At 39.1% G+C, this 17,985-nt stretch carries 16 protein-coding genes; 6 read left to right on the forward strand and 10 right to left on the reverse strand.

Annotated elements, in window-relative coordinates:
- Both H2672_RS07295 and H2672_RS07300 read left to right on the forward strand, forming a co-directional pair.
- Positions 1–628: hypothetical protein (locus H2672_RS07295; protein ID WP_186670658.1), on the forward strand; the 628-nt coding region annotated here is incomplete at its 5' end.
- Positions 629–695: 67 nt separating this feature from the next.
- Complete coding sequence (locus H2672_RS07300; RefSeq protein WP_186670659.1) at positions 696–881, forward strand: hypothetical protein; 186 nt, start codon at positions 696–698, stop codon at positions 879–881.
- 35 nt (positions 882–916) lie between these two features.
- On the opposite strand, the gene H2672_RS07305 is transcribed toward H2672_RS07300, so the two are convergent.
- From H2672_RS07305 to H2672_RS07315, 3 genes are all read right to left on the reverse strand, one after another.
- Positions 917–1,093 (reverse strand): hypothetical protein, encoded by a 177-nt coding sequence (locus H2672_RS07305; protein WP_186670660.1) that lies wholly within the window; start codon positions 1,091–1,093, stop codon positions 917–919.
- A 565-nt stretch (positions 1,094–1,658) separates the two neighbouring features.
- Complete coding sequence (locus H2672_RS07310) at positions 1,659–2,006, reverse strand: GNAT family N-acetyltransferase (protein WP_186670661.1); 348 nt, start codon at positions 2,004–2,006, stop codon at positions 1,659–1,661.
- A gap of 450 nt (positions 2,007–2,456) precedes the next feature.
- Complete coding sequence (locus tag H2672_RS07315; RefSeq protein WP_186670662.1) at positions 2,457–3,440, reverse strand: helix-turn-helix domain-containing protein; 984 nt, start codon at positions 3,438–3,440, stop codon at positions 2,457–2,459.
- Between the two features lie 705 nt (positions 3,441–4,145).
- On the opposite strand from H2672_RS07315, the gene H2672_RS07320 reads away from it, so the two are divergent.
- Entirely contained in the window at positions 4,146–5,294 is a 1,149-nt protein-coding gene (locus H2672_RS07320; RefSeq protein ID WP_186670663.1) for a tyrosine-type recombinase/integrase, read from the forward strand.
- A 161-nt stretch (positions 5,295–5,455) separates the two neighbouring features.
- On the opposite strand, the gene H2672_RS07325 is transcribed toward H2672_RS07320, so the two are convergent.
- From H2672_RS07325 to H2672_RS07350, 6 genes are all read right to left on the reverse strand, one after another.
- On the reverse strand, positions 5,456–8,626 hold the full coding sequence (locus H2672_RS07325; protein WP_186670664.1) for an ATP-binding cassette domain-containing protein: 3,171 nt from the start codon (positions 8,624–8,626) through the stop codon (positions 5,456–5,458).
- Between the two features lie 374 nt (positions 8,627–9,000).
- Positions 9,001–9,417 (reverse strand): SRPBCC family protein, encoded by a 417-nt coding sequence (locus H2672_RS07330; protein ID WP_186670665.1) that lies wholly within the window; start codon positions 9,415–9,417, stop codon positions 9,001–9,003.
- Positions 9,414–9,740 carry an ArsR/SmtB family transcription factor gene (locus H2672_RS07335; RefSeq protein WP_186670666.1) on the reverse strand — a complete coding sequence of 109 codons (327 nt, stop codon included), beginning with the start codon at positions 9,738–9,740 and terminating at the stop codon, positions 9,414–9,416. Before H2672_RS07335 ends, H2672_RS07330 begins: the two co-directional genes overlap by 4 nt.
- 183 nt (positions 9,741–9,923) lie before the next feature.
- Complete coding sequence (locus tag H2672_RS07340; protein WP_186670667.1) at positions 9,924–10,655, reverse strand: helix-turn-helix transcriptional regulator; 732 nt, start codon at positions 10,653–10,655, stop codon at positions 9,924–9,926.
- 353 nt (positions 10,656–11,008) lie between these two features.
- Positions 11,009–11,761 (reverse strand): SDR family NAD(P)-dependent oxidoreductase, encoded by a 753-nt coding sequence (locus tag H2672_RS07345; protein ID WP_186670668.1) that lies wholly within the window; start codon positions 11,759–11,761, stop codon positions 11,009–11,011.
- Positions 11,748–12,692 (reverse strand): MBL fold metallo-hydrolase, encoded by a 945-nt coding sequence (locus H2672_RS07350; protein ID WP_186670669.1) that lies wholly within the window; start codon positions 12,690–12,692, stop codon positions 11,748–11,750. The genes H2672_RS07345 and H2672_RS07350 overlap by 14 nt, the downstream gene beginning before the upstream one ends.
- Positions 12,693–12,865: 173 nt before the next feature.
- Here H2672_RS07350 and H2672_RS07355 point away from each other — a divergent pair, with 173 nt between their 5' ends.
- From H2672_RS07355 to proC, 3 genes are all read left to right on the forward strand, one after another.
- The gene (locus tag H2672_RS07355) at positions 12,866–14,014 is read left to right on the forward strand and encodes an SPFH domain-containing protein (protein ID WP_186670670.1); all 1,149 of its coding nucleotides are present in this window, start codon (positions 12,866–12,868) and stop codon (positions 14,012–14,014) included.
- Positions 14,015–14,034: 20 nt separating this feature from the next.
- Complete coding sequence (locus H2672_RS07360) at positions 14,035–15,156, forward strand: Lar family restriction alleviation protein (RefSeq protein WP_186670671.1); 1,122 nt, start codon at positions 14,035–14,037, stop codon at positions 15,154–15,156.
- 366 nt (positions 15,157–15,522) lie between these two features.
- Positions 15,523–16,332, forward strand: a complete 810-nt coding sequence (gene proC / locus H2672_RS07365; protein WP_186670672.1) for a pyrroline-5-carboxylate reductase — start codon at positions 15,523–15,525, stop codon at positions 16,330–16,332.
- A 336-nt stretch (positions 16,333–16,668) separates the two neighbouring features.
- Here proC and H2672_RS07370 read toward each other — a convergent pair whose 3' ends face one another.
- On the reverse strand, positions 16,669–17,985 hold the full coding sequence (locus tag H2672_RS07370) for an FtsW/RodA/SpoVE family cell cycle protein (RefSeq protein ID WP_186670673.1): 1,317 nt from the start codon (positions 17,983–17,985) through the stop codon (positions 16,669–16,671).

A 17,985-nucleotide genomic window follows, 5' to 3' on the forward strand; every position in this document is an offset into this window, starting at 1 on the left:
GAAGCACTGGATAAGCTACTTCCATGGTCGAAGACCCTTCCACCAGACTGTCACGTTCCAATTAAAACTAAATAGAGCATATAATAATCGCCCCCTGAAAGACAGGTGGGCGTTATTTGACGCTTACGATGATATTGAAAAAGCTGCAATTGAAACGATAGAAATCAGCGGGACTAAAGCCCAACTGATGGCTTATCTAACTGGCGATGATGCTTCTGGAAGAACGTTAGAATTTTTACATGAATCGGCTATAGATTATAAAGAAGTACTAGAGTATTTCCTTTCAGAAATTCAAATAGGATACAAAAAAAGCCCGCTGAATGCCACATTTTCATATGAAGTGTTTAGTCAATCTCCTCCTGAAGTACTAAATGATTTTATCGAAGAATCTAAGGAAACAGGTGAATCCGTTATTTACAATAAAATCAATGAGGGTAATTTATTCAAGAAAAACTACCTTGTTTTCTATTATTGTTACAACGGCGATGAATATGTCACTGTAATAAACAGCTATACCTATCCTTTTGATATTTTCGATAAATACCTTTTCGAACTTTTGCATAAAATTGTGAGTAAAAATATTGAGAATATCGAGTATATGGTGGTCTTGACACATACAGATAATTAATGAAACGTGAGTCTATCTTGACCAATCAAATGTACTTCATGTATTATGATAGAAAGGAGTGGTATGAATGGTGAAAGTCAAAACTCCAATCAATTCTAAAGATGTTAAAGAACGTGCCGCAAAAAAATTAAATCAATTCAGTGCAAAAGAAAGTACTGAAAGGGTCAATCCTCTGATTATTACTGGACAAATGGTAAAACCCATTCACGTAAGTAAAACTGACCCATTGGTAAGAAAAATATTAAATAAATGAAATATGAACTACCCCGCTTTTGTTTATAGCGGGGTTTATTTTTTATATAGCCTTAAATTTTTTGAATGTTTTTCAGCTAATTTTTGCATAATCGGCGACTGTCCTACTAAATCAGCGGGTTGTTTAACCGGTAAATACCCAAGATTTATTTCACTTATGCTTTTAAATTTCTCCCCCTTTAGATACCGTTCATATATCTCGACGATTTTCATATACATTACCTCACTTTCTGAGCCATCTAATCAGTATGTGTGTATTGTAGTATATTCAATACCATCTGTTTGTTGTTTGTTATTCATATAGACAAAAAAAGTGGTTGGTTTCAATGGAATTGCCGTTGAAATCAACCACTTTTTTTGTTGTCTACTTCAAATCCCCTGCAAGGAGCTACAAAAAACAGGCTAAATATAATCAAAAAGTAACATTTAGTTTACATAATAATATTATGGAATTCACGTTTATTTAGTTACTTCGATAGAATCAGTATACCTAGCCTGTAGCTTGAAGAATCAAACAAAAAATTGATTAAACCGTCAAAAAGAACGCGCAGTGATGGATTCTTTCAGTCTTCTTCTACAACGGCCATGAGCCACATCACTTCATCTAAAATGACATGTTCGAATGCTTGTTGCCAATATTCATGCACTACCTCAATCAACCCCACCGACTTTTTTTAGCCTTGCAGGAATAGTTGCCTTTGTACAGGCATAAATGGTATATCCTGTGCAGTTGTTAATTCGTTATGAAAAAGAAGAAATTCTAACGCAAAATCAAAGATTAGAGGAATCCAAGCCGCATTATCAGGATCGATAAGATATGGCTCTCTCTTGCATCGGTTTCCACCACAAAAGCAATAGCTGCTCGTAATAATTCCTCGCCAAATCCTTTGCCACGGCCATTTATTTTCACATACAGGTCACTCAACACCCATGCCCGCTTCATACTAACGGATGAAAACGACGGATAAAGTTGAACAAAACCATTCGCATCACCGTCATCGAAGACCATAAAATTAACCGACTCCTCGCTGCTTACTTTTTCGTTGATGAACTCCATTACACCGCTAAGATAAGATTGTTGCTTGTATAAATGCACTTGTATCTGTCGGAGACTACGTATGATCAATGATGGGCAACCCCCCTCTCAAACTTGCTCTTGATTGATTAACCTAAATAACGGTTCCGCATCGTGTAGATGTAGCATCTTTAATTAAGTAAGCATTCTAATATCTCCTTAATTATAGTATTGGAGTATTCGATTTTCATCTCGATCATGATTCATGCCACAAGTGTGCCATACTCAAATGCTGTCCGAAGAAACAACGGCCTACTTATTCACTATATTTTTATACATTCTCTTTCGAGAGTTTGCTAGATATATCCTTCTTATCAGTACTACTGTTTTAAAATAGGCTGGAGATAAGGGAGTAATAATCAATAAAGCAGGTAATGGTTTACATAATTATATTATGGATGTTAAACAAAGAGGAATTTATAATTGTGTGCCTTTGTATAATCAAAATCAACCCAAAACAGAGCTGACATACAGCTCTGTTTTGGGTTGATCAGGCATTCATTATTCCATTATCTTTTCTCTTGCAATCTTCTCTCGCAGTGCATCTTCCACGTATTCACTCATTGACAGGTCTTTTTCTTTAGAAATCCCCTGTAATTCATCCAGTAAATTTGATGGCAAATCAAATGTAGTGCGTCGGTATCCACTAATTAGCGTCCATTCAGCTTCTTCGATCACAACATCACCTAATACTAGAAATTGCTTGATAATACTCTCTGTAAGGATGTCTGGAACCGGTATAGGTACCGCGATTTCACCGCTTTTTATCGACAGATCGATGTGTGTGTCGTGCTCACGAATGCGGATGTTTTCAATCCCCCACACTTGGTAAACGAAATCAAGGAAATCAAAGGACTCTTGCATATCTTTCGGTAGTAAGAAGTCTGTATAGCCCCTTACTCTCCTATTCGGCTGATGTATTGGATAAGCTGCTTCATACTGATAGGCATAGATGCCGTTCGTAAAAGGAATCCATGCCCGTGATTGCAAATAGAAGCCCCACTCCTGGTCGTCGTTGCGTAATACACGCATCTCTTGCCCCTGTTGTGTACGAAACAGCTGGTAAAGTACGATGTCGAATTTAGCATCATAATACTCAACCCGTGTCCCGCGTGCAGATGCAGTACGTTCGATTTCTTGTCGGATCCAGTCGGCAGTTTCATCCGGAATGGAGTAGATGGTGCGCTCATCTCCAACAGGCAATTCATCCACAGGTAAAGTAGTCTCCCGAATTAAGGCGTAAATACGTTGCGGTGTGACCCCTAATTGCTTAGCGAGTGTAGATGGCCTTAAACCAAGCGGCTGGTGGCGTTGGCGTTCGATCGCAAGTGCGTCTACCTCTTCTTGTTTGTACCTAACTTCACGTATTAGACGGTGTGGATTTGCTATTTTGATGATTTTTTTTTGTTTTGCGTAGTGATAGACAGTAGCCTTCGAAATGCCAAGTATGTCCGCTACCTCTTGTCTGGTGTACCAATTTTTCAAGTCAATTTCCCCTGTCTGTCGAATGGATAACGCATAAATCCTGGGTATTTCATACGTTTTTTAGTAATTTTTTCTGAATAAAAATATAAATAAATAGTGCTTTTTTGAATGAATAAGCCTAATGAAATGACGTTTTTTACACAATAAGTTGAATTTAAATGGATTGTGATTCAATTTCAATAAGTCTCTTATCCTCTAACTATTGTAAAATTTGTTAAGTATGTATGATTAAAACGCATAAGTAAATAATAGAGTAATTTACATTATATATATGTCTAATATTATTAGTATAACGTGTGTAAATAACAATAGCAACATTATATTACATCAGAATACATTCATCAATAATATCAATAATATATAACCTAAACAAAGGGACTCTTTTTTTATATTATATTGAATTTGTGGTAAAATGGATTTACTAATAGATATAGAACTTGTTTGCCCTAAAAGTGATTGTATTTGCAATGAAGATTATACATAGTATATGGATTTGGATAAATCATTCTAGAAAACACTAAATATTGTTTTGAAAAATAAACAGATGTAAATATAATTTTAAAGATTGGAATTGCGAAATAGATTGGATTACCTCTCTATTTGAACTAGTTCGTCTATCGCCGTCTAGTATAGGGTTAAAAGTATGGATTGTATTTCAATAGTGCATAATGCGTGTTTTGTGGATTGAAAAAAGGAGAGCTGTATATGATATTTTCATTGAGTGAAACAAAACAGTTACAAATGACTATATTAAAAAAAGAATTACAGGATTTAACAACTTTACCTTCGCTTCAAAACCAGTTAGATGAAGCTGAAAAACAGGGACAAACGGCTTTTCATGATTTTACGGATCCAGAGATGATGAAATGGTTTCTTTACGAACGGCGCCACTTGAACCAAAAAAACGACCGCACACAGAGGACGGTCCGCGAGTATGAGCGCGAGCTCCTACTCTTCATCGAACAGCTTTTTACGTATAGCGCAGAAATAGATGTAGATGTTGCCTATATAATAGAAGGTTCTCTGTTTAAATCACTTCAATCGCGTCATTTAAGGAGGTATCAGGAGTGGTTAGCAACTGAAAGTCCTTATGTGTTAAGTAAGGGTTCATACTCCCCCGCCACACTGGAACGGAAAACAACGATACTTAAAGCTTTTTTTGCATTTCTTCATAAGGTGGGCTATATCCAAGAACCTATTCACCAGGGACTACGCATTGCGTCTGTTCGAAAAGACGACCGTCCTAACCGTGATTTGGGGCCAGTTGATGTCGTTACACTACTAGATACATTTCGGGACATGCAGCAGCAGGTCATGTTTACCATTATCCATGTCCTCACAACTACAGGGATTCGGAATGAAGAGTTTTGCATCTTGCAGGTGAAAGATTTGAAGTTGGATGCGATTCAAGGCGGCTATTATTTGGATGTGTTAGGGAAAGGCAATAAGAGGCGGCATGTACCGTTGAAAGAGAAAGTGGTACACAGCATTCGCAGTTTTCGCCAGGCAAGGGGTCTACTACCAATCGAGCAAGCACAATTAGAAGATCCGCTCTTTACAACGAATACAGGTCGAGCGTATTCCCCCTCATATTTATCGCAATACGTGAAAAAGGAAATTATCAGCCTAGAACAGCTACAGTTATCGGATCAAACACTGAAAATCACACCTCACGTATTCCGCCATGCTTTTGCGATTATCTCAAAGCTAAATGGTGTAGATATTTATGATATTATGCGGTCACTCGGGCACGAAAAGATTGAAACGACGATGATTTACTTGGAGAAGGTCTTCGAGAAGGAACGCCATGCCATTCATTCGTGGAAATCGGAGGGGTTTGGGGATTATATTTGAATGTGAACAAGTATAGCCCCTTAAGTCGTTGAAATTCCGACTTAAGGGGCTATACTTGTGGCTAGTTATATTTGCTGTAAAGCTATTATTGCAAATGAGTTTTATTCACTAAATGAAAGCTAGCTCTTTACTTAAATATCCCTTATTTCAATAAATCGAATCTAATTATTTTGCTCAATGCATTGATAAATCGCCATCAAATCTCTTTTATTTAACTCACGAATACGATTGAAGATTGGAATATCAGCAACAGCCAAAGTATATAGGTTTTTCTCAACAACATCACTTACTTTTCCAGTGAGCCATGTTTCCACCGCTATGCCCTCGACAACTTCCTGAAGTCCTTCATCAGTGATGCCACTTTCATTACAACTTACACATGGGATCGTTAATTTATATACACCATCATGGAGATTATCTTCTGTAATGACTTTCTTTCCTTTACAGAATGGACATGGATGACTTTTTTTGATCTTATTAATTTGGGTGACAATTTTTTTATATCCAAATCCTTCATAGACATAGGTAAGCTTTTTGTATTTTCCATTGGTGAAATACTTATCAATGATCGTTTCTCTCGTCTCATTGATCTTATCAAAGTCACAGATTGTAACCTGGTTGTTCGTGCTGATGGATTCAATATTGCTGCTAATTCTATCCCAGAATGGTAAGGCATTTTGTAATACAACTTCGTAACCAGCAAAGCTTGCCATTTCTAATTCAAATACTTTCAGCGCGACTTGTGTTTCCCTAGGCAGTAATGAGACATCTTCCGTCAACATCATATCTCCGCCGACAATAGATTTCAATTTTACCAGTTCCGGTAACGCTCCAACTGTTTGCAATGCTTGATCAAGCGGTTGGTTTATAATCTCACGAATATCCGTATCGCCAAACTTCAGCTGTTTATGATGGTTTAACACAGCCCCTTCGCAAATTGGACATGTAATCATCTCTTTAGATGCTTTCATATGCTCTTTAATAATCGATTTTGAAATAGACATATACATCCCAATTATGCTATTAAAGCCTTGCCATGTTCTCTGCGTCTTGGCCGCTTTATCATAAAATGACTTTTCTAAATACCCGTATAAAAAGGTATGCTTTTCTTCTTCTGTCATCTCATTATAACTTTTACTCATATCATGGCCGAGCTCATTCTTAATTTCATCAAAAATGAATTCCAATCTTGAATATTGATAATGTTTTAATACCTCCATCACATCTGGATGCAATAAGCCATCCCAAAATGGAGCATTTTTGTCTTGCATCACAACATCTATATCAAACTTTTCAATCACACGGCGGCCTGAGCAGCTAGGACAATGATTGTCTTGATTATAGAAATCGAAGCTATGCGTATTTTTATTCATCGGATGGGCTGCTACAATATGGTTGATCAAACCACCCATTTCATAAAGAAAACTATATTGACTATACAAGTGACGTTCTAGATCAATGGCTATTACGGGTGCAATTTTTTCGGATTCGTATTCACCATAAATCAAACGTGCCATTGATGATAGGCTTTTTAGGATGCCGCCCTTATAGACGTTTTCTGCTTTTTTAAAATAGGCAATCTGATTTTCTTTTAAATAGTTAATTCCATTTTGTTGATGAATAGTTGAAGAAATTTGCAACGGAGCAACTCTATCCGTACTGTTTTGCTCTCGATAATAATCATCATGACTGACAACATCAAGGTGTTGAACAGGTGCATGCTGCCTTTTACCAAAGTCGACGATAAAATCAGAGCTTTCCATCATATAAGAATTATGTTCAATCATGATTATTGAGACAGATTCATCCTGCAGAATGACCCTAATACTATCAATGAATTGATTTAAAATGTTTTGCGATAAACCTTTTGAAGGCTCGTCAAAAATAAAAAGCGTATGTGGGTTTCTTGAGTTGGCAAACAGCTCGGAAACTAAATGGACACATTGAAATTCACCATTCGATAAGGACTGTGTTTTTCTTTCCAATGTCAAATAACCAAGTCCAAGTTTGATCAATAAGCTCAAGCGTTTATAAGCGATGTCATCATTCGGCAGTTCATCAATAATATCTTCAATCGAGCGCTGAAAAATATCCTCAATTTCTTCACTATACTTTGTGAGTTTCCTTTTAATATCAAGAAAAGTCGCAACTGTTGACCGACTGGTAATTGATTGGTTTCGATTTTGCCCCACCATTACCAGTTTATCTTTAGGATATCGCTTCAGAAAATCCTTGGCTATACACTCATTGACAAGTGTAGATTTACCACATCCAGACTCACCCGTAAAGGTTACAAGTCTATTTTGGGGAATCTGAATTTCAACCATTTGAATATTTCGACAGTAAAGATCATGAAACTGATAGTATTCTGTTGGCATTGCCAGATTTCGTTCCGAAGTGATTGGTTTTGGACGTGGGGATTCTTCAACAATTTTCCCGCCGTATTTACCACTACCAGGCCCAAAGAACAATTGCTCATCCGTTGTGTCGAGCACCGTGTCAGAATGATCAATGAGCCAAATTTGATTCCTATAGCCCAATTGTTTAATCTGTTCTAAAATTTTCACTAGTGTTTGGTGATCGAGACCCACCGAGATTTCATCAATAATAATAACGGTATTTTCACTTGTTGCCATGAATTCGGCCAAGTATAGTCGTGTTAATTCTCCGCCTGACAATGTACCCATAATGCGATTTATAGTTAAGTAACCAATATTCATATTGATAATATTTTTAAGGATATGTTGTTTTGCTTCACTAATATGTAATTCTTCTCCAAGGGAAAGAAGCGATTCAATGCTTAAGTTGTTGATATCAGAAATACTATGTGGTTGATCCAATAAGTTTATCTTATATTGCTCCACTTCTGGATTATAGCGCCTGCCCTCACACTTTTTACATTCTACATTTTTAGTAGTTCCACGACCTTTACAGCCTAGACACCAGCCTAACTCATTATTAAATGAAAAAACTTCTGGAGACAGATTGAATTTTTCAGCAAGAGTAACACGAATATCTTTAAACACACCTGTATGTGTGCCTATTGTAGAACGTGGATTGGAAGAAATTGCTGACTTTCCGAGAAAAAGGACTAAAGGCATTTCTTCCATCTTGATGGCACTGAAATTGGTCTCCATAATACCGGGAAATAAATACTGATATTCAGCCTTCGGCAATAAGGAAACAAGACGCTTCTTGGATTCTTCACCAATTGTTTGACAAAAAGTTGTTTTACCTGATCCAGACAAACCGGCAATTCCTAACGATTTATCCACTGGTAGTACTGCATCTAATTTGTTAATATTGTTCGCAATTAATTGATTTATCTCCATATCGTTACCCTCTCCATTCTCTAAATTTAGTATTGCCACGTTTGCTAAATTATAATAATTACAAAACTTGTAGGTAACTTATTCTATCTTCCATTAAAAATGACGCTTTCCATGTTCCGGAAAAGCGCCCTATTGTTGAAGAATGGTTTATTTGCATAAAATGATTACTACATATTCGACACTACTTATTTATAAATAACTAGGTGGTATACCTAACCATAATAACGAACAAAGCGGTATTGGAAAAAACCCTATTTGTTAAGTGCCGAATATATAGTAATAATTATCAATTTCTGTTTGATTGATCTATTCAAGTATCCAGTCAAAAGGTTTGGCCAGAAAAGCAGGCATTATCGAGGATGAAGAAATCAATTTCACAGTTCTGCTAACACTTTTTCGAGCTGTTCACCCATTTGCGTCCAAGCATATTTAGCTCCCTCGATAGCACCCACACGAGCTTTTGTTTCTTCACTAAATCCAGTTTGATCGAAATGTAGTTGGACAGTTCCCTCTGAACCTTTTTTCAAAGTCCATGTAACAGTTGTGCTTTCTCCGGCACTCACCCAAGTGTAAGATAATTTATGAGGCTCGTCGACTTCGAGCACCTCGCTGTCTACAATGCCATCCCACCATTCGTTAGGCTCTGCACGAAACTGAAATTTATGTCCAACGACTGGTTTAAAATCGTTATTCCATATCCATTTCGCAAGCGTATCCGAATCTGTTAAAGCGCTCCACACCTGCTCGATTGAACTTGTAAATTGATAATCTAATGATACATCTGATTTCATTTTTTTTCCTCCAATATAAGATGTAATTTAGCAATTCTTTCTTTCCAAAAACCTTCGTAAAACGATACCCAATCTTGAATTTCTTTCAACGGAGTGGAATTTAGGCGATATCTTGTTTCCCGACCGACCTTTCGAGCGATTACTAGATCAGCATCTTTAAGAATAGCCAAATGTTTAGAAACTGCTGTACGACCCATTTGAAAATGAACCGTTAGCTCATGCAGGGGCAATTCTTCAACATCTGCCAACATTCGAAGTAATTTTCGCCTTGTTGGATCGGCAACAGCGTCATAAACATCCCTTACTTGACTTTTTTCGTTCAAAATCACCCCCGCCTTTTCAATAATATTACCTGTAAGGTCACCGATTAAACTTCATGATAACCTAATAGGACACCATTTGTTGTCTTATTGATTATAGGACACCAAATGGTGACGTGTCAAGTTCCTTACTCCATCACAAGTAATCATTGTAACTAAATGAATACTCAGCAGAACTGGAGTAATTCATACCATTTTTAAAACGTAGTGCAAGTATCTGCGAACTTGGGTAATCCGTTCAGTCAATGAAGCTGATACGATTATATAGAATTGTTCACTCCCATCCGTTTTGTATAATTTACGCACAGTCCTTCTTTCATCCGGCCAGAAACCAACCAATACATTTGTTTCTTCCATTTCACGCGCTATATCGTACAAATAGCCATTAGATGGAGACCAACCAAACAAACTTTTCAATTGTTCCTGAACCTCGGCCATATGAAAAGATTTACGATTTAAGCTAAGTCGCAGTGCCATAAACCGTACAACATCTTTAACAGATAACAACTTCGATATAAACGATCTAAAGTCTTCGTGTAGCGGCTCAATCTCAACTTGTGGTAGCGATCCATTTTTAGTTAAATAATAATAGAACCGATCTATGACAGCTGAAACTTCGCTAAATCGAAGTGCGTAAATAGTTTCGTATTCCTGAAGACGAGCTTTGCCCTTTTCAGTAATGTGAAAGAACTTTTTGCGGCCTTCTGTTCGAGAAAGTAGAAAACCGTTATTTTCTAATGTGTTAGCAGTTCGTGCGACATACTCATAGGAAACGGAACGTCCTGGGAAATCTAAATTGAAGTGTTCATAGAGTGCTCTTGAATAATTTTCTTGTTCCAGAATAGACCTTAATAAGAACAAGGATAGAGCATCACCAACACTAAATCCAACAGCTTGTTGAAACGAAGGTAACTTCATAATTACACAACTCCTAATATTTTAAATAATCATACACCTCGTTAGTGCATATATCAATACAATTATCGGTCGCGATGTTTTACCTTCTTTCAAGACTATCCCTTCATTAAGCAATCAATTTAACATCCGTACTTAAATGATGCTAAATAATTCCTCGTACGGGCATGTATCACCTGCAGAATCATATACAAATAGCGAGCAATGTAGTTGTATATGCACTAGCGAGGTTTCATATATCAAATGTATATACACTCCTCGGAATAATCATAAGTTTCTATTATTCCGTATTGCACTTCCTTCTCAAGGCAAAAAACCGGTTAATCTACACCGGTCTTAACAAAATATGAATCCTCTTATTTTTTCATGAAATACTTGCGCCCTACCCGTTCAACAAGCGTAGGTGCGACTGCGTGCATTCTACTCGTGATGCCCATGTACCAAGGTAAATTCACATCACGAACTGGTTTCCCCACTGTTTTAACCACTGCATCGACCACAGTTTCCACGGTCAATAAGTGCCTGCCAAGCGATGTACGATAAGTTCCTGTTTCATCCGCGAGATCCAGAAAGGGCGTGTCAATCGGACCAGGGTTAATCGTCGTCACATGAATATCGAATGGAGCTACTTCCATTCGAAGCGCATTCGTATAGCCAATAATCGCATGCTTTGAGGCAGCATAAATAGAAGCCTTGGGTGTTGCCACCTTCCCTGCTTGGGAACCGAGGAAAATCAAATGACCGCTTCGCCGTTTCATCATGTTCGGCAAGAGGAGTTTTGTGAGCCGCATGGGTGCGATGACGTTTACACCCATCATGCCATGTATCGCTTCATCAGATGTTTCGTGCGCGAAATCGAACGAGCCTACGCCAGCTGAAAAAATGACGACATCGGGTGTGCCAATCTTCGCCATCAACTGCTTAATGTCTTCACTTTCCGATAAATCCGCAGGTATCGTATGGGCGCCTTCACGTTGCAGCTCCTCTAGAACAGTAAGTGCCCTGCCGGTTGCCCACACCTCGTGTCCTTCTGCAAACAGCCGTTTCGTCAGTGCATACCCAACCCCGCTAGTTGCGCCTGTTATGAGAATCGATTTAGGCTTGTTCATAATGCAAGATGCCGCCTTCATCCCGCGTTTCACGGACCAATCCTTCGTCGACAAGGTAATCTGTTTGCCCAATCGTTTCTGAAAGCGTAAGTCCAAGCTCTTTTTCATAGACAGCCGGGAACAGTTCACGTGTCAATTGGAAAATGGTCCGAGAGCCATCGTCCATCATTGCACGTACCTTCATTGCTCGTTCGCGCTGTTTTACCAGCCTGCTTTCAATAAGTTCGTGAGCATTGCGTACTTCATTGCCATGCCCGGTATAAATAATGTCTACCGGCAATGTCAGAATACGTTTCAACGATTTGTTGTACTGCAGCAAAGAACGCGGGCGTCCCTGCGCAGGATCAAGTGGCGGTTCAATAAGTGGGTTTGAAGACACTTTTTCAAGTACTAAGTCTCCGCCAATCATCGTTCTATTCTCTTCGTCCCATAGCACGATGTGACTTTGCGCATGACCAGGTGTTTCCATAACAGTCCAGCCAGGGTGCCCGGGAAGCGCATCACCCTCTGTAAGAATCCCATCCAATGGACGTTCACCCATAAAAGCGACAGATCGTTTCATCTTCTTAACCCAACCAAGGTATTTTTCAGGAACTCCTTCTTCTATCAGACAATCGAGATAAAACGCGTCATGGTAGTTGAAAAATTCTACATCCCGCTTGAGCCATAAATCGTTATACTTATGCCCAAGAATTTTAGCGTTATCAAACGCGTCAATCCAGCCAGCGTGATCGGGATGATGGTGCGTCAAAATGACTTGTTCGATCTCGTTAAATGTATAACCGGCGCTCTTGATGCCTTGTTTCAATGCTTCATACGCTTCAGGGGTTTTCGGCCCCGCATCGACGAGTGACAGTGTATCTCCTTTTATCAGAAATGCATTTACATCGCCGACTGCGAATGGTGTTGGAATAACAATCTTCTGTATCAAATGAAAAATCCCCTTTATAAATATGAATGAGTATTCAGTACATTGTACCTTTTTTATTGGAAAGCGTCATCTTTTGAATGAATTCGCTACCATGAAGTTTAAAAATGGTATAATGGTAGTATCTATTCTCAAATTTAATTAGCATGATATAGAACTACTAGGAGGGCTTAAGTATGGGGTTATTTGGATTTTTCAAAAGTCAATTTATCGAGGTCATTGAATGGACTGATAGTGGTACGAATACGATGGTCTATCGATTTCCCGTTCAAAACAATGAAATCAAAATGGGTGCAGAATTAACGGTTCGAGAATCACAAGTAGCAATTTTTGTAAATGAAGGTGAAATTGCGGACATCTTTGGTCCAGGGCGTCATCTATTATACACACAAAACATGCCGATTTTGACGAAGTTGAAGTCATGGAAGCACGGATTTGAATCACCTTTTAAAGCGGAAGTCTATTTTGTGAATACGAAACAGTTCGTCAATCAAAAATGGGGCACTTCAAATCCAATCATGATGCGGGATCCAGAGTTTGGTATGATCCGTTTACGTGGTTATGGCATTTATTCATACCGTGTGTCCGAGCCAACTGTTTTCTTAAAGCAGCTGTTCGGAACTAATGCATCCTATGATACGAGTAATATTGAGGAACAGTTGAAAAAAATGGTGCTATCAGGACTGACAGATCTTTTTGCCGAGTCGAAAATTCCGGCTTTGGATTTGGCGATGCACTATGATGAACTCAGTGAACTAGGGAAAGAAAAGATGAAAAAGCGATTCAGTTCGTTCGGATTTGACATCACTTCCCTATATATTGAAAACTTATCTCTTCCTGAAGAAGTGGAAAAAGTGATAGATAAAAGAACATCGATGGGTGTTATTGGAGACATGAACCAGTATCAGCAATACCAAGCTGCTGAGGCAATTCGAGAAGCTGCTAGAAATGAAGGTGGTGGATTGGCGGGTGCAGGTGCAGGAATTGGGGCAGGGGCTGCAATTGGTAGTGTCATGGCAAATGCCTTTCAAGGCAACCAGCAACCAACAAATTCGCCTTTAGCCCCTCAATCAGAAAAAATGGCTTGTCCGCATTGTCAGGCACTCATTAATACGAATGCCAAGTTTTGCGGGGATTGTGGGAAATCTGTACAACAGCAAAAAGTGCCATGTATCAGCTGTCAGGCGGCAATAAATGGAGATGCAAAATTCTGCGGGGAATGTGGCGCACAACAAGTGACCGAAAAAACATGTGCGAAATGTGGCAAGGTAAACGCCCCTAAAACGAAGTTTTGTGGGGACTGTGGCGACAATTTGCAACAGTGATGGGTAAAGAGGTGTTTTAGGTGAACGGTTTAGAAAATAATGAGCATACAGAAATGATACTAGTTGAACAAACGGAAGTGAATAAATGCTCTTCCTGCGGCGGTAATACAGTTTTTGATCCTTCAAGCGGAACGCTTAAGTGCCCATTTTGCGGAAGTGAAAAGGAAATCACGACATCACGGGTAAACACGATTGAACATGATTTCTTACGGGCGTTAGAAACAGAAGACCACAGTTGGGATGATGAAAAACGTGTGTTCAAATGTGAAAACTGTGGTGCCGAAACCCTTTTAGATCAAGACAAAGTAGCAGATTTTTGCTCGTTTTGCGGATCGTCGCATATTGCGGTAACGGATAACCACGCAGGCATCAAGCCGGCTTTGGTCCTCCCCTTTCAAATTACGAAAGACGAGGCGGTCGAAAAATTCAAGGTGTGGATGAAAAAGAAATACTTTGCACCTTCCAACCTGATCAAATCGTATAAATTAGACCATTTGGCTGGTGCTTATATTCCTTACTGGACATTCGACTCTCAGACAAATTCATCCTACGTCGTACAAATTGGTACGTATTATTATGTTACAAAAACACGGACTGTAATTGAAGATGGCAAACCCAAACAAGTAACAGAACAAGTAAGAAAAATCAGGTGGCGTACAGAACATGGTAGTTACAGCAAATTATTTGATGATGTATTGATGAAAGCTTCACGTAATGTGGCCAGTGGATTAATTGATAAAGTTGAACCTTTTCATCTAAATGGACTTGTTGATTATAAAACGGACTATTTATCTGGATTTTTGGCAGAGAAGTATTCTATTCCATTGAAGGAAGGATGGAATGATGCAAAAGTTGTTATAGACGATGGCATTACAAGTGGTATACACGGAAAAGTTCATGGGGATGTTGTTAATATTGTCAGTGTCTCCACGGATTATGACAACATTACCTACAAACATATTCTATTGCCTTTATGGATTTCATCATTCCAATTCAACAATAAGGTCTATCGCTTTCTCGTCAATGGACAAACTGGAAAAGTAAGTGGGAATTCCCCTGTGAGTGCCGTGAAAGTATCAATTGCAGTAGGGATAGTTATTGCGATTATGATTGCGATTTACTTTATCTTGGAAATGACCTGACAATGAATCGCTAATAAATTAGATAGTTGACTTTTTTTAGACAACGTGCAATAATCGGTCTAAATCAAGTACATACTGGCGTTGACGAAGACAAGTAGTTGTGGCAATGGAGAACAGAAAATGTGGTCACCGGCTGAAAGCCATATCCCCTCTCCCGCTTCGAACCTCCTTCTGAGCTGCTGTGGAAACACAGGCGTGCCTTTCGCGTTAAGAAAGAACGAGATGTACCGGTTTTGTGCCGGTAAATTTAGGTGGTACCGCGGAAACATGCGTTTTCGTCCTTATTTAGTAGGGACGAGAGCGCATTTTTTTGCGTCTGGTTCAGAAGATTTTGCTTTTATTAATGAAATGAAAGGGGTAATTTGAATGAAAACGATTGTATTTATAGGCGCCGGTTCTATGGCAGAAGCTGTTATTGCAGGAATTGTGGAACAAGGTGCAGTTGTACCCAAAAATGTTTTTGTTATGAATAGATCAGATGATGAAAGACTACTTTCTTTACACAATAAATATGGTGTATCAATTGTAAGCAAGGAGAAAGAGGCGCTGAAAAATGCGGATCTTGTCGTTCTTGCGACGAAACCGAAAGATATCCATCAGGCAATGGCGGATACACTACCCTATTTGGGCGATAAAACAGCAGTTTTGTCGGTTATTGCAGGCGTTTCCATTCAGACAATCGAAAATGGCCTTGGTGCAAGACCTATCGCACGCTCCATGCCAAATACCTCCGCTACAATCGGCAAATCTGCCAGTGGTATCGCGTGGAATCAATCGATTAGCGAAGTGCTAAAAAAACATATCCTCGGTCTACTAGAATCAATTGGCATGGTGAAAGAAGTGGAAGAAGATGACTTGCATGCAGTAACTGCTCTTTCAGGCAGCGGTCCAGCATATGTCTATTATTTAGCAGAAGCACTTGAGGAAGCAGCGATCGGCAAAGGACTTTCAAAAGACATAGCACGCGCGCTTATCATCCAAACGCTTGAAGGGGCAGCGGCAATGTTGAAAGAAACAGGTACTGAGCCAGCGGAACTGCGGAACAACGTGACGAGTCCAGGTGGTACGACGCAAGCGGGATTGGAAGCGCTAGAGAACGGAAAGTTCAAAGAAACGATTGCGGATTGTATTGAAAAAGCGGAGGCGCGGTCACGTGAGCTAGGAGCGCAGTCTTAAAGCTACTCATTTTGCAATAAACAGTGGGACGCAAAACTCGAATATATAATTGGGACTTAACAAATAGAATGTTCTTCCTACATCGCTTTGTCGCTTGGTGATGGCCTTACGCAATAAGCCTGTCAGAAGAAAACTGTCAGTCTTATTGCTTCGGCTCACACTTGTCGCTCCTTCGCTAGATTTGTTCGTTATACTGGTGAGGTATACCATTTAGTTAATTCTAAATAAGTAGTGCGAAAATATAGTAGCCACTTTTATAAAAAGCGTCTACTATTCGAGCTATCGTTCAAGTTTTAGAAACATGCGTTTTATCTTATCGAACTAGTTTACATATAACTAAATTTGTCCTCTTTCTAGATGACTAAAACCACTCGACGTCAAATCTTTCCTCCGATAGACGCTTAATACAATCCCAATTAAAAAGGCATTAAACAGGATTGGCATTAATCCATAACTGATAAATGGTAATGAGATAGACATGATTGGGAAGAGACCAAGTGTCATTGCGATATTGCTAACTAACTGGACCGTATAAAGAGCAACAGCACCGAAAAGAAGAAGCTTGCCAAATGGATCATGTATCTTACGCGTAACCATCATGATTCTTGCTACAAAAAGGAGAAGAATGCAGACGAGAGCAAGGGCAGCTAGCCAGCCGTAGTAATACGTAAAACCAACGAATACCAAATCAGTGTGAACATCTGGTATTACTTGATGATTCGAAGCATTACTCAACCAACCAGCTTCTGACATCCGCTCTTTGATAAGCAATATAAGGTAGCCTGGACCTTCTGAATACCTCTCTGGATTAATAAATGCTAGAAATCGATTTTTCAGAGAATAAACACCGACACCAAATTGCCAAACACCTAAACCTACCAAAAAAAGAAAACTAGCCATCACACTTGTAGTGATAAGAATCGTTTTCCGACTAAACTGGCTCCACCAAAGCATCACAAATACCATAACAGCGTAGATGTAAGTTGTCGGAATAGTAGAGGTCATGAAGAATAAATAACAAGAAAGTATAAATAATAAACTAATTTGCCAAAGCATCAACTTTTTATGATTAAAAAAGCAAGCCCATGCTAATAGAAAAAATGGTATAGCCGTCAAGCCCATAACCCTGTATGGTCCTATATCTATAACAGGAACACCATGGGATGAGGATGGAAAAGTTTGTAACACCACAAGAATAAGCATTCCAATCCCGTAAAATAACCAGCCGAACTTCGCTAGTTTTCGGTAATCCATTAGCATCATCCCCACAGCTACCGCCCCACCTAGCAAGGAAAAGATTCCCTTGTTCTTTGAAAAATAGCTAGCATCCACGCCAATTTGAGAGGAATAGTCTGGATCTACGAATAAGATTGGTATAAACCCTAACCCTAACGTAATTACTAACAAAATCACTGTCAGCCAATCCACCTTCGGCCGATGGAGCTTGTTCAGCTGTTGACCAAGCATTACCGGACTCCCCATTTGCCCGACAGCTTTTTCTTCTGCCTGTGCTTCATCTACGCCTTTTGCCAGCAAATGATTCTTCGCCTCTTTTATGTGATAATCTAATTCAGCCGCCACAAATTCCTTTGCCTCTGTTGATTTAATTTGATCCCTAACTTCGTTTAAAAATGATAGTCTTCTTTTTTCCAC

It is taken from the genome of Sporosarcina sp. BP05 (assembly GCF_014282005.1).
In the GTDB taxonomy this organism is placed as follows: domain Bacteria; phylum Bacillota; class Bacilli; order Bacillales_A; family Planococcaceae; genus Sporosarcina.

Excerpts from the sequence above, each read along its gene's own strand:
- H2672_RS07300 (WP_186670659.1), top strand. The coding sequence starts at position 696 with ATGGTGAAAGTCAAAACTCCAATCAATTCTAAAGATGTTAAAGAACGT.
- H2672_RS07305 (WP_186670660.1), bottom strand. The coding sequence starts at position 1,093 with ATGAAAATCGTCGAGATATATGAACGGTATCTAAAGGGGGAGAAATTT.
- H2672_RS07320 (WP_186670663.1), top strand. The coding sequence starts at position 4,146 with ATGATATTTTCATTGAGTGAAACAAAACAGTTACAAATGACTATATTA.
- H2672_RS07325 (WP_186670664.1), bottom strand. The coding sequence starts at position 8,626 with ATGGAGATAAATCAATTAATTGCGAACAATATTAACAAATTAGATGCA.
- H2672_RS07330 (WP_186670665.1), bottom strand. The coding sequence starts at position 9,417 with ATGAAATCAGATGTATCATTAGATTATCAATTTACAAGTTCAATCGAG.
- H2672_RS07340 (WP_186670667.1), bottom strand. The coding sequence starts at position 10,655 with ATGAAGTTACCTTCGTTTCAACAAGCTGTTGGATTTAGTGTTGGTGAT.
- H2672_RS07345 (WP_186670668.1), bottom strand. The coding sequence starts at position 11,761 with ATGAACAAGCCTAAATCGATTCTCATAACAGGCGCAACTAGCGGGGTT.
- H2672_RS07355 (WP_186670670.1), top strand. The coding sequence starts at position 12,866 with ATGGGGTTATTTGGATTTTTCAAAAGTCAATTTATCGAGGTCATTGAA.
- proC (WP_186670672.1), top strand. The coding sequence starts at position 15,523 with ATGAAAACGATTGTATTTATAGGCGCCGGTTCTATGGCAGAAGCTGTT.